The following is an 11763-nucleotide window of genomic DNA, read 5'->3' as shown; positions in this document are numbered from 1 at the left end:
GACGCCGCGCCGGCGCTGTCTCTGAGGTCCCCGGGGCGGGGCCGGTGGGCGCGCCCTATCCCCGCCTCAGGACGAGGATCGTGCGGTTGCCGGCCATGAGGCGCAGCGATCCCCTCTGCCCGCGCGCCGCGCTCGTGACGCTCGGCAGCGCCTGGAAGAATTGCCCCTCCACCTTCATCCGCGCCGGCGCGCAGGCCCGCATGGTCGCGGCCGGCTGGCTGAAGGTGAGGCCGCCCGGCGTCAGGGTATAGGACGAGGTGAAGGAATTGCAGCCGCCCCGGCCCGAGGCCCGCCCGTCCGGCCCGAACTCGATCGTGACCAGCGTGCCCGCCGGAATCCGCGCGCCGTTCAGGCGAAGGACGCGCCAGCGGCCCGCGAGCGTCGCCGCATCGGCCGGCCGCTCCGCCCCGGCCGCGGCATAGGCCGCCGGCGGGAGGCCCGCCTCCCCTGCGGAGGCAGGGGAGGGCGCGGCGGCCCCGAGGCCCAGGAGGCATCCGAGCGCGAACAGGGGCTTGAGCGTCATCCCGATATCCCTTCCCGATTCCCGGCGCTGCCCGGCTGCGATCGCTGCATTTTCAATGGGCGCCATTCGAACGGACGCAAGCATACAACCCTGGCCGGGGCAAGGGCGCTCCTCGCTCGGTCCAAGGGCGACCGGGTGAGGCGCGCGCTTCATCACCGGCCCGGCGGCGCCGAAGCCGGCTCTCCGCCGCCGGATGTCGAAAAGGTCTCTCAGAGATGGCCGATCAGGGCCGCGGCTGCCGCGGGCGCGCGGACCTTCTCGCCGGCGATGAAGAAGACGAACACGTCGCGGGCGGGGCCTGTTTCCGACTCGCCTTTCACGGGCGCGAGGTCGGCGGGCACGATTCCCGAGGCCCAGTTCCCGGCCCGGCGCGCCCAAAGCTCGATCTCCTCGGGAGGATAGCCGGCCGGCTCGCCCTCCCGGCAGCGCTGGAGCCGGGCATAGACGAAATCCGCCGTCGGATCGGGGATGGCCGGGTAGTCGTCGCTGTCTGCGAAGACGATCGCGACGCCGTGCCTGCGGGCGAGATCGACGAAGGCGGGCGTGACGAAGCTCTCGTGCCTCGCCTCGATCGCGTGGCGCAGCCTCAGGCCGTCGCGCTCGCGCGGCAGGAGGGAGAGGAAGGCGTCGAGGTCGTCCGGGTCGAAGCGCTTGGTCGGCGCGAGCTGCCAGTTGATGGGGCCGAGCTTGCGCCCGAGCGCGGTGACGCCCGAGCCGAGGAAGGTCTCGATGGAAGGGCCGGCCTCCGCCAGCACCTTGCGGTTGGTGACGACGCGATGGCCTTTCAGGGCGAAGACGAAGTCTTCCGGCGTCTCCTGCGCCCATTTGCGGAAGCTTTCGGGCGATTGCGTCCGGTAGAAGGTGCCGTTGACCTCGATGGCCGTGACCCGGCGCGAGGCGTATTCCAGCTCGCGCGCCTGCGGCAGGCCCTTGGGATAGAAGGTTCCGCGCCAGGGGGCGAAGGTCCAGCCCCCGATCCCGGCGCGGACGGCCATCAGAGCACCTGGTCGGGGGGCATGGATTCCAGGAGCTCGCCGGTCTCGAGCGGATGGGCCAGGGCGGCGGCCAGCTTCTTCTCGTCCAGCTCGCCTTCCCACTTGGCGACGACGAGCGTCGCGACGCCGTTGCCGACGAGATTGGTCAGCGCCCGCACCTCGCTCATGAACTTGTCGATGCCGAGCACGAGCGTCATCGCGGCGACGGGCACGGGATTGTTGGGAATGGCCGCCAGCGTCGCCGCGAGCGTGATGAAGCCCGCGCCGGTCACGCCCGAGGCGCCCTTGGAGGTCAGCATCGCCACGAGGATGATGGTGACGTATTGCCCGATGCTGAGATCCGCCCCCACCGCCTGGGCGAGGAAGAGCGTCGTCAGCGTCATGTAGATGTTGGTGCCGTCGAGGTTGAAGGAATAGCCGGTCGGGATGACGAGGCCGACCACGGGCTTGGAGGCGCCCGCATTCTCCATCTTCTGCATCATGTGCGGCAGCACCGTCTCCGAGGAGGAGGTGCCGAGCACGATGAGCAACTCGTCCTTGATATAGGCGAGGAAGCGCAGGATCGAGAAGCCCGCCCACCGGGCGATGGCGCCGAGCACGAGCAGCACGAAGAGCAGGCTCGTGAGGTAGAAGGTCCCGACCAGCCACATCAGGTTGCCGAGCTTGCCGATCCCGTACTGGCCGATGGTGAAGGCCATGGCGCCGAAGGCGCCGATGGGGGCGAGCTTCACGACGAGGCCGATGATGCGGAAGAAGATCTGAGCCATCGTGTCGATGACTTCGTTGACCTTGTGGGCCCTCTCCTCGCCGAGCGAGGTGATGACGACGCCCGTCAGGATGGAGACGAGCAGGACCTGGAGCAGGTCGCCATGCGCGAAGGCGTCGAAATAGGTCTTCGGGATCAGCGCCATGATATGGCCGATCGTCGAATCCTTGGCGGCCGCCTCGGCGAAGCTCTTGACGGCGGCCGGATCGAGCGTCTTCGGATCGGCCCCGAAGCCGGCGCCGGGCTGGACGATCTCGCCGACCACGACGCCGAGGATGAGCGCCAGCGAGGAGACGACCTCGAAATAGATCAGCGCCTTGAGGCCGACGCGGCCGACCTTCTTCAGGTCGCCCATGGAGGCGATGCCGTGCACGATGGTGCAGAAGATGATCGGCGCGATCATCATCTTGATGAGGTTGATGAAGGCGTCGCCCAGCCACTTGAAGGATTTCGCCGTCTCGGGCCAGACGTAGCCCACGAGCACGCCGAGGGCGATGGCGATGAGCACCTGGATATAGAGGACCCGGTACCAGGGCTGCTTGTGCGGCGTGGCCGCCCCGTGAGCAGTGGTCGTCGCGGCCATGGCTTCCCTCCCGGCGATCCGCGCCGGACCGCTCTCTTGTCGTTGCGCGGTCAGCTAAAGACTCGTTCGCATGCCGATGCAACAAGGTTTTGGCTGTTCTCCCGCCGGAGCGCCGGCCCGTCCACGGCGGAATCGGCGGGAGGGGTCCGCATTGCGGCACGTGACACGGGTCCGGGGCGGGAGTAGAGGCGGCCCTGAAGCAGGAGGTTTCACATGTCGCTGAAGGGCAGGAACGCGGTCGTCACCGGATCGACGAGCGGGATCGGGCTGGCCTATGCCAAGGCTCTCGCGGCGGAGGGCGTGAACGTCCTCATCAACGGCTTCGGCGACAAGGACGCGATCGAGAAGGAGCGGGCGGGGCTCGAGAGCGGGTTCGGGGTGAAGGCGGTCTATTCGCCGGCCGACATGACGAAGCCCGCCGAGATCGCCGGCATGATCCGGCAGGCGCAGGATGCGCTGGGTTCGGTCGACATCCTCATCAACAATGCGGGCGTGCAGCACGTCTCTCCGGTCGAGGATTTCCCGGACGAGAAGTGGAACCAGATCATCGCCATCAACCTCTCCTCCGCCTTCCATGCCATCAAGGCGGCGGTGCCCGGCATGAAGAAGAGCGGCTGGGGCCGCATCATCTCCACGGCCTCGGCGCATTCGCTCGTCGCCTCCCCCTTCAAGTCGGCCTATGTCTCCGCCAAGCACGGCCTCGCCGGGCTGACGAAGACCGTCGCGCTCGAGGTCGCGACCCACAAGATCACGGTCAACTGCATCTCGCCGGGCTATGTCTGGACGCCGCTGGTCGAGCGGCAGATCCCCGACACCATGAAAGCCCGCAACCTGACCAAGGAGCAGGTCATCAACGACGTGCTCCTCACGGCGCAGCCGACGAAGGAATTCGTCACTCCCGAGCAGGTTGCCGCCATCGCCGTCTTCCTCTGCTCCGATGCGGCCTCGCAGATCACGGGCGCCAATATTTCCGTGGACGGGGGCTGGACCGCCGCGTGAGCGGGCGGGCGGGAGCGGCGGGGACGCCGCGCGGACTCGTCGGGCCGAAGGCCAGGAAGACCGTCTCGCTCGCGCTTCAGGGGGGCGGCGCCCACGGCGCCTTCACCTGGGGCGTCCTTGACCGCCTGATCGAGGACGGCCGATTTGCCTTCGAGGCCGTCACCGGGGCCTCGTCCGGCGCGATCAACGCCGTGGTGATGGCGGATGGCTGGCTCGAAGGCGGGCCGGACGGCGCAAGACGGCATCTCGAGACGTTCTGGCAATATGTCAGCCTGGATGGCGGCCTGTCGCTCCGGCAGCGCCAGGCATTCGACATGCTGTGCGACATGTGGTCACCGTCCCTGTCGAATCCGCTCCTGGAATTATGGCGGAGCACGCTCCAGGCGCCTGCGAACCCGCTCGACATCAACCCGCTGCGCGAGGTGCTGAATAGCCTCGTCGATTTCGAACGCCTGCGCGGCGGCGAGGTCGGGCTGTTCGTTTCCGCCACCAACGTGCGCACCGGAAAGATCAGGATCTTCGAGAGGCATGAGCTGCGCGCCGAGCACGTGACGGCCTCGTCCTGCCTGCCGACCGTCTTCCACGCCGTGGAGATCGGCGGCGAAGCCTATTGGGACGGCGGCTATACGGGCAATCCCGCGCTCTTTCCCCTCTTCTACACGACGAGGACGGACGACATCCTGATCGTGCAGATCGATCCGGTCGAGCGGCCCGAGGTTCCGACGGGAATGGTGGAGGTCCAGAACAGGCTGGCCGAGATCACCTTCGGCGGCGGCCTTCTCAGCGAGCTGCGCGCGATCGATTTCGTCAATCGCCTGATCGACCAGGGCAAGCTGTCGCGCGAGGAGTACAAGCGCGCCCTGGTGCATCGCGTCGATGGCGGGGAGCGAATCGCCCGATACGTGGCCGCGACGCGGCTCCAGGCGGAATGGGATTTCTTTCGCAGGCTGCGCGATATCGGTCGCGAGAGCGCCGACGCCTGGCTCGCGGCGCATTACGACGAGGTCGGCCAGAGATCGACCCTCGACCTGCGGGCCGCCTATTCGTAGCCGTGCTGCGGGCGAATCGCGAATTCGATCGGGGCGGCTGCTCCGTCATCAACTCAGTTGATGAAGATGAGACGTTTGACGCTCACCCTTGTCATCCCGGCCGGAGCGAAGCGGAGGGGGGATCCAGGAAGGCTCGCAGGCGGCCCTGGACGCCCTTCCCGGCCGCCGGGAATGACAGGGGCTATGGAAGAATGTCCCAGGCAGAGACGCTTCGGCACCGATGCTTCGTTCAGGACTGGCTGTCGGGCGATGGTGGAGCCAGGCGGGATCGAACCGCCGACCTCGTGAATGCCATTCACGCGCTCTCCCAACTGAGCTATGGCCCCGAACCATGACGCGGCGTTGGGGCGCCGCGCTGTTCCGCCTCGCGGCGGGTGCGCCTCTATACTGAGGCGCTTCGGCGGGTTCAAGCCCGCCGAGGCATTTGAATCTCAGCTTTCTTCGTCGTCCTCGATGTCGCTGTCGATGAGGTCGGAGACGTCGCCTCCCTCCTCTTCCTCCTCCAGGAAGGCGTCGTCGTCGACCGGGCCGCTGTCCTCCTCGCCCAGATCCGCGTCGTCGGCGCCGGGGCTTTCCTGCTCGGCCGCGGCATCCTCGAGGGAGACCGTCTCGGGGCCCGCCACGGGATCGTGGTCCTCCTGCGAATCGTCCTCTTCGGAGGCGCTGCTCCGCGGGGCGACGGCGGAGGCGGGCTCGAAGGCGGCGCGCGCGAGGATCTCGCCGGTATAGGGGGAGACGATCGGGTCGCGGTTGAGGTCGTAGAACTTGCGTCCCGTCGTCGGGCACACGCGCTTGGTACCGAGTTCTGGTCTGGCCACGGTCCAACTCTGAAAGGAAGGGAAGCGCGCCCGTTAGAATGCGCGGGGGCCCGTGTCAACGCGCATGAGGCATGAGAGGCGATCGCCCTGCGCCGCCTCCTCCCGGCCGGTGACCTCGCTCCGGGCTCGTGATAAGCGCGCAGACCTTTTCGCTGAAATCCGCGCCCGTGTCACATTCTTCTCCTCCCGCTCCCATGTCCTCCTCGCCCGGCGGCCCGCTCCGCGGTCGCGTGCGGGTTCCGGGCGACAAGTCCATCTCGCATCGCGCGCTCATCGTCGGCTGCCTCTCGATCGGCGAGACGCGGGTCGAGAACCTGCTCGAGGGCGAGGACGTCCTGCGGACCGCCGATGCCGTCCGGGCCTTGGGCGGCAAGGTCGTCCGGGAGGGCGAGGGAAGCTGGCGTGTCGTCGGGGTCGGGATCGGCGGCCTCGGGCAGCCGGAGGGCGTGCTCGATTTCGGCAATGCGGGCACCGGCTCGCGCCTGATGATGGGCGTCGCCGGGTCGCACCCGATCACCGCGACCTTCGACGGGGACGCCTCGCTGCGCAAGCGCCCCATGCGGCGCATTCTCGATCCCCTGATGCGCATGGGCACAGTCGTGCTCGACGAGGCGCCGGGGGGCCGCGTGCCGCTGACCCTGCAAGGCCCGCGCGAGACGATCCCCATCGCCTACGAGACGCCCGCGCCCTCCGCGCAGATCAAGTCGGCCGTGCTCCTCGCGGGGCTCAATTCGCCCGGCGTGACGAGCGTCTTCGAGCGCGAGGCGACGCGCGACCATACGGAAAGGATGCTCGCCCATGCCGGCGCGCAGATCCGCGTCGAGATCGAGGGAGCCGGGCGCAGGATCTCGCTCCAGGGCCAGCCGGAATTGCGCGCCCGCGACATCGTGGTTCCGGCCGATCCGTCCTCGGCGGCGTTCCCCCTCGTCGCGGCGCTGATCGTGCCCGGCTCGCGCGTCACGATCGAGGGCATGATGATGAATCCTCTCCGCACGGGGCTCCTCACGACGCTGCTCGAAATGGGCGCGCAGATCGAGCTTCGCAATCGCCGCGATCTCGGCGGCGAGGAGGTGGCCGATCTCGACATCGTGGCGGGGCCCCTGGAGGGCGTCGAGGTTCCGCCCGAGCGGGCTCCGGCGATGATCGACGAATATCCCGTCCTCGCGGTGGCGGCGGCCTTCGCCCGCGGCGAGACGCGCATGCGCGGCCTCTCCGAGCTGCGCGTGAAGGAATCGGACCGCCTCGCCGCCGTGGCGGCGGGCCTCGCGGCCACCGGCGTCCCGCATCGCGTCGAGGGCGACGACCTGATCGTCGAGGGACTCGTCGGCAAGGTGCCGGGCGGCGGGCCGGTCGCGGCCGAGATGGATCACCGCATCGCCATGGCCTTCCTGGTCATGGGCCTCGCCGCGCGCGACGGCGTCCGCGTCGACGACGGCACGATGATTGCGACGAGCTTCCCCGATTTCCTGCCGCTGCTGCGCAGCCTCGGCGGCTCCTTCGAGGCATGAGCGTGGTCATTGCGATCGACGGCCCGGCGGCTTCCGGGAAGGGCACGCTCGCGCGGCGCATCGCCGCCCATCTCGGCCATGCGCATCTCGATACCGGCCTGCTCTACCGGGCGGTGGCGCGGGCCATGCTCGACCGGGGCTTGCTGCTGACCGACGAGGCGGCCGCGCTGGAAGTGGCCGAAAGCCTCGATCCGGCCCGGCTCGACGAATCGCGGCTGCGGGACGCCACGATGGGGGAGGCGGCCTCCGTGGTCTCGGTCCATGCCGGCGTGCGCCAGGCCCTGCTCGGCGTGCAGCGCCGCTTCGCGGCCCGGCCCGGCGGGGCCGGGCTGGACGGGGGCGACATCGGCACCGTCGTCTGTCCCGAGGCGGATGTGAAGCTCTTCGTCACCGCCTCGGCCGAGGAGCGCGCCCGGCGGCGCCACGGCGAATTGCTCCGCAAGGGGGAGACGGTCAGCTTCGAGGAGGTGCTGGCGGATATCAGGGGACGCGACGAGCGCGACGCGCAACGCGCCGCGGCGCCGCTGCGGGCCGCGCCCGACGCCTTGATCCTGGACACGACCCATCTCGACCAGGACGGGGCCTTCGCCAGTGCCCTCGAGCTGGTCGGGGCCGGCCGGGCCGGCTGACCCGGCTCGCGACGCTCACGACGCCGCGGCCATTCCCATGGCGGCCGCTGCTTCCGGCCGTTTCAGCTCGATCTCGACGAACGCGATCGGATGGGGCGAAGCGTTCATGACGTCGTGCTGGACGCCGGCCGCCCGGGAATAGGCTTGCCCCTTGGCGAGGGGGATGTCGGTCTCGCGCTCGCCGTCATGGACGCGCAGCGTGCCGGCCTCCAGCATGACCACGAAATAGGGCCAGCCGTGGCTGTGCCATCCGGTCGCGGCACCGGGCTGGAAATCCCAGCGGGTGATCCGCGCCGTGGCGTCGTCCTGCTGCACGGTCGGATGGGCGGGGATGCTGCACTTGAAAGCCATCGGTCTGCCTTGCCTGGCGCGGTCGGCGCGGAAATCCGGCGCCAGATTGCGTCGGGGGAGGGCGGGGGACAAGGGTGGCGCAATTCCCTTGTCGCGCGCTCTCGTGTAGGGCCGGTCCTTTAAGATGCGCGGCGGGACGCTTAAGTCTATAAGCCGCGCTCAATCCAGATATGACCCGATAGGTCCCTCCGCGATGCTCGGTGCTCTCGCCAAGAAGATTTTTGGTTCCGTCAACGACCGGCGGCTCAAGACCTACGCGCCGAAGGTCGCGGCCATCAATGCGCTGGAGCCGGAGATGGTCGCCCTGTCGGACGAGCAGCTCCGGGCGAGGACGGAGGAGTTCAAGGCGCGGCTCGCCGCGGGCGAGACCCTCGACGACATCCTCGTTCCCGCCTTCGCGACGGTGCGCGAGGCCGCCAAGCGCACGCTCGGCCAACGCCATTTCGACGTCCAGCTCATCGGCGGCATGGTGCTGCACGAGGGCGCCATCGCCGAGATGAAGACCGGCGAGGGCAAGACGCTGGTCGCGACGCTCGCCGTCTATCTCAACGCGCTTGCCGGCAAGGGCGTGCACGTCGTCACGGTCAACGACTACCTCGCGCGCCGTGACGCGGGCTGGATGGGGCAGATCTACGGCTTCCTCGGGCTCACGACCGGCGTCATCGTGCACGGGCTCGACGACGACGAGCGCCGCGCCTCCTATGCCTGCGACATCACCTACGGCACGAACAACGAATACGGCTTCGACTACCTGCGCGACAACATGAAATACGACCTCGCGCAGATGACGCAGCGCGGGCACCATTTCGCGATCGTCGACGAGGTCGATTCGATCCTGGTGGACGAGGCGCGCACGCCCCTCATCATCTCGGGGCCGCTCGACGACCGCTCCGACCTCTACCTCGCCATCGACGAGGTGATCCCCAAGCTCGCGCGCGAGGATTACGACCTCGACGAGAAGCAGCGCACGGTGAACCTCACCGAGAGCGGCAACGAGCGCATCGAGCACCTGATGCGCGAGCACGGCATCCTGCGCGAGGGCACCCTCTACGACGCGCACAACGTCACGCTGGTCCACCACGTCAACCAGGCGCTCCGCGCCCACAAGCTCTTCACCAAGGACAAGGACTACATCGTCCGGGGCGACGAGATCGTCATCATCGACGAGTTCACCGGCCGCATGATGCCGGGGCGGCGTTATTCGGAAGGCCAGCACCAGGCGATCGAGGCGAAGGAGCGCGTCACCGTCCAGCCCGAGAACCAGACGCTCGCCTCGATCACCTTCCAGAACCTGTTCCGCCTCTACACCAAGCTCGCCGGCATGACCGGCACGGCCGCGACCGAGGCGGAGGAATTCGCCGAGATCTACAAGCTGGAGGTGGTCGAGATCCCGACCAACCGGCCGGTCGCCCGCATCGACGAGGACGATCAGGTCTTCCGCACCGCGGAGGAGAAATACAAGGCGATCATCGAGGAGGTGGGCAAGGCCCATTCCCGCATGCAGCCGGTCCTGGTCGGCACCGCCTCGATCGAGAAATCCGAGCTGATCGCCGAGCTGATGCTTCGCGCCGGCTACAAGATCATCGACTTCACCGACCAGGCCGCGCTGGCGCGCCTCTACGAGGGCGCGAGGACCGGCAGGCCGACCAAGCAATTCGCCGTGCTCAACGCCCGCTTCCACGAGCAGGAAGCCTATATCGTGGCCGAGGCGGGCGTGCCGGGCGCCATCACCATCGCCACGAACATGGCCGGCCGCGGCACCGACATCAAGCTCGGCGGCAACGTGGAGATGCGCCTCTCCCAGGAGGTCGGCCAGGGAGACGACGTGGCCGCGAGGGAGGCCGCCATCAAGGCCGAGGTCGAGGCGAATCGCGAGATCGTGCTGAATTCCGGCGAGCCGGCCGATCCCGCCGCCGGGCGCAAGAGCGCGATGCCGGGCGGCCTCTACATCATCGGCACCGAGCGGCACGAATCGCGCCGCATCGACAACCAGCTCCGCGGCCGCTCGGGCCGGCAGGGCGATCCCGGCCGCTCCGCCTTCTATCTCTCGCTCCAGGACGACCTGATGCGGATCTTCGGGTCCGAGCGCATGGACGGGATGCTGGTCAAGCTCGGCCTCCAGGAGGGCGAGGCCATCGTCCATCCCTGGATCAACCGCGCGATCGAGAAGGCGCAGCAGAAGGTCGAGGCGCGCAACTTCGACATGCGCAAGAACATCCTGAAATACGACAACGTCATGAACGACCAGCGCAAGGTCGTCTTCGAGCAGCGCCGCGAATTCATGAGCGAGGAGAGCGTGCGCCCGGAGATCGACGAGATGCGCCACGGGGTCGTCGACGATCTCGTGGCGAACCACATCCCCGAGGGCGCCTATCCAGAGCAATGGGATGCGAAGGGGCTGCACGAAAGCGTCCAGCGGATCCTCAATCTCGAATTGCCGGTCGAGGACTGGGTCCGGGAGGAGGGCATCGCCGACGAGGAGATCCGCGAGCGCCTGCGCAAGGAGTCGGACGAATCCTATGCGGCGCGCGTCGAGCGGAACACGCCCGAGGTGATGAACTATGTCGAGAAGCAGATCCTTCTCGAATCGCTCGATCACCTGTGGCGCGAGCATCTCGTGACGCTCGACCATCTGCGGCAGGTGATCGGCTGGCGCGGCTATGCCCAGCGCGATCCGCTCAACGAGTACAAGAGCGAGGCTTTCGACCTCTTCAACCAGCTCGTCGGCCATCTGCGCGAGAGCGTGACCGAGAAGCTCATGCGGGTGGACGTGATCTTCCAGGAACCGCCGCAAATGACGGAGCTGCCGCCCATGTTCGCGCAGCATCTCGACCCGGCGACCGGGGAAAACGAGTTCGCCTCGGCCGCTTCCGGCATGTTCGGCGGGCCGGCCTTAGCCTCGGCCGGGTTCGGGACCGCCGCGCTCGCGGGCGATCTCGACGTGCTCGAGCGCGACCCGGCCGATCCGGCGAGCTGGGGCCGCGTCGGCCGCAACGAGCCCTGTCCCTGCGGCTCGGGCAAGAAATACAAGCACTGCCACGGCCGCTTCGCCTGAGGCGGAGCCGCGCCCTTCTTCTCTCTCTGTCATCATGGCCGGGCTTGTCCCGGCCATCCACGAGCAAGAGAGATCGGCCCCGGCCCGATCTCTCGGATTTCGTGTCAGGCGGCCTCGCGCATTCCGAGTTCGGCCCAGACCGCCGACAGCGCGGCGGCGAGGTGGTCGATATCGGCATCCGAATGCATCGGCGTGGGCGTCAGGCGCAGCCGCTCTGTGCCGCGTGGGACGGTCGGATAATTGATCGGCTGCACGTAGATGCCGAAGCGGTCCATCAGGAGGTCGGACGTCTTCTTGCAGAGCACGGGATCGCCCACCATTACCGGCACGATGTGGCTCTCGTTGGCGAGATGGGGGATGCCTGCTGCGTCGAGCCGCCGGCGGACCGCCGCGACACGCTCCTTGTGCCGCGCGCGCTCCTCGCCGCTCGCCTTGAGGTGGCGGATGGGCCGGCCCAGGAGGTCGTCCACTGCGAGAACGTCGACAT

Annotated in this window: 11 protein-coding genes and 1 tRNA gene; 5 read left to right on the top strand and 7 right to left on the bottom strand. The window is 68.4% G+C overall.

Going from position 1 to position 11763, the window contains the following annotated elements; translation table 11 throughout:
- Positions 1–55: 55 nt before the first annotated feature.
- The 3 genes from PKD06_RS13605 to PKD06_RS13595 all read right to left on the bottom strand — a co-directional run bounded on the left by PKD06_RS13605 (position 56) and on the right by PKD06_RS13595 (position 2867).
- Positions 56–523 carry an META domain-containing protein gene (locus PKD06_RS13605; RefSeq protein ID WP_324380909.1) on the bottom strand — a complete coding sequence of 156 codons (468 nt, stop codon included), beginning with the start codon at positions 521–523 and terminating at the stop codon, positions 56–58.
- 209 nt (positions 524–732) lie between these two features.
- Positions 733–1518, bottom strand: coding sequence for a DUF72 domain-containing protein (locus tag PKD06_RS13600; protein ID WP_324380908.1), 786 nt, complete (start codon positions 1516–1518; stop codon positions 733–735).
- Positions 1518–2867, bottom strand: a complete 1350-nt coding sequence (locus PKD06_RS13595) for a dicarboxylate/amino acid:cation symporter (RefSeq protein ID WP_324380907.1) — start codon at positions 2865–2867, stop codon at positions 1518–1520. The genes PKD06_RS13600 and PKD06_RS13595 overlap by 1 nt, the downstream gene beginning before the upstream one ends.
- Before the next feature lie 213 nt (positions 2868–3080).
- On the opposite strand from PKD06_RS13595, the gene PKD06_RS13590 reads away from it, so the two are divergent.
- Together PKD06_RS13590 and PKD06_RS13585 are read left to right on the top strand one after the other, a co-directional pair.
- The gene (locus PKD06_RS13590) at positions 3081–3866 is read left to right on the top strand and encodes a 3-hydroxybutyrate dehydrogenase (RefSeq protein ID WP_324380906.1); all 786 of its coding nucleotides are present in this window, start codon (positions 3081–3083) and stop codon (positions 3864–3866) included.
- Entirely contained in the window at positions 3863–4915 is a 1053-nt protein-coding gene (locus PKD06_RS13585; RefSeq protein WP_324380904.1) for a patatin-like phospholipase family protein, read from the top strand. Before PKD06_RS13590 ends, PKD06_RS13585 begins: the two co-directional genes overlap by 4 nt.
- A gap of 250 nt (positions 4916–5165) precedes the next feature.
- On the opposite strand, the gene PKD06_RS13580 is transcribed toward PKD06_RS13585, so the two are convergent.
- Together PKD06_RS13580 and PKD06_RS13575 are read right to left on the bottom strand one after the other, a co-directional pair.
- Positions 5166–5241, bottom strand: a tRNA-Ala gene (locus PKD06_RS13580).
- A 105-nt stretch (positions 5242–5346) separates the two neighbouring features.
- Positions 5347–5733 (bottom strand): TIGR02300 family protein, encoded by a 387-nt coding sequence (locus PKD06_RS13575; protein WP_324380902.1) that lies wholly within the window; start codon positions 5731–5733, stop codon positions 5347–5349.
- Between the two features lie 167 nt (positions 5734–5900).
- On the opposite strand from PKD06_RS13575, the gene aroA reads away from it, so the two are divergent.
- Positions 5901–7241, top strand: coding sequence for a 3-phosphoshikimate 1-carboxyvinyltransferase (gene aroA / locus PKD06_RS13570; RefSeq protein WP_324380900.1), 1341 nt, complete (start codon positions 5901–5903; stop codon positions 7239–7241).
- Between the two features lie 2 nt (positions 7242–7243).
- A complete protein-coding gene (cmk, locus tag PKD06_RS13565; protein WP_324380930.1) occupies positions 7244–7870 on the top strand; it encodes a (d)CMP kinase in 627 nt (208 codons plus the stop codon).
- A gap of 15 nt (positions 7871–7885) precedes the next feature.
- Here the strand turns inward: cmk and PKD06_RS13560 are convergent, their stop codons facing one another.
- Positions 7886–8221 (bottom strand): cupin domain-containing protein, encoded by a 336-nt coding sequence (locus tag PKD06_RS13560; protein WP_324380898.1) that lies wholly within the window; start codon positions 8219–8221, stop codon positions 7886–7888.
- A 193-nt stretch (positions 8222–8414) separates the two neighbouring features.
- Here PKD06_RS13560 and secA point away from each other — a divergent pair, with 193 nt between their 5' ends.
- Entirely contained in the window at positions 8415–11276 is a 2862-nt protein-coding gene (gene secA / locus PKD06_RS13555; RefSeq protein WP_324380896.1) for a preprotein translocase subunit SecA, read from the top strand.
- Between the two features lie 104 nt (positions 11277–11380).
- On the opposite strand, the gene PKD06_RS13550 is transcribed toward secA, so the two are convergent.
- Positions 11381–11763 (bottom strand): aminotransferase class I/II-fold pyridoxal phosphate-dependent enzyme (locus tag PKD06_RS13550; protein WP_324380894.1); only part of this gene is annotated, 383 nt, incomplete at its 5' end.

The organism is Enterovirga sp. (assembly GCF_035325185.1).
Taxonomy (GTDB): Bacteria; Pseudomonadota; Alphaproteobacteria; order Rhizobiales; family Beijerinckiaceae; genus Enterovirga.
This window is presented reverse-complemented; position numbering and strand designations above follow the sequence as displayed.

Coding starts and splice junctions, on each gene's coding strand:
- PKD06_RS13605 (WP_324380909.1), bottom strand. CDS start 523: ATGACGCTCAAGCCCCTGTTCGCGCTCGGATGCCTCCTGGGCCTCGGG.
- PKD06_RS13600 (WP_324380908.1), bottom strand. CDS start 1,518: ATGGCCGTCCGCGCCGGGATCGGGGGCTGGACCTTCGCCCCCTGGCGC.
- PKD06_RS13595 (WP_324380907.1), bottom strand. CDS start 2,867: ATGGCCGCGACGACCACTGCTCACGGGGCGGCCACGCCGCACAAGCAG.
- PKD06_RS13590 (WP_324380906.1), top strand. CDS start 3,081: ATGTCGCTGAAGGGCAGGAACGCGGTCGTCACCGGATCGACGAGCGGG.
- PKD06_RS13560 (WP_324380898.1), bottom strand. CDS start 8,221: ATGGCTTTCAAGTGCAGCATCCCCGCCCATCCGACCGTGCAGCAGGAC.
- secA (WP_324380896.1), top strand. CDS start 8,415: ATGCTCGGTGCTCTCGCCAAGAAGATTTTTGGTTCCGTCAACGACCGG.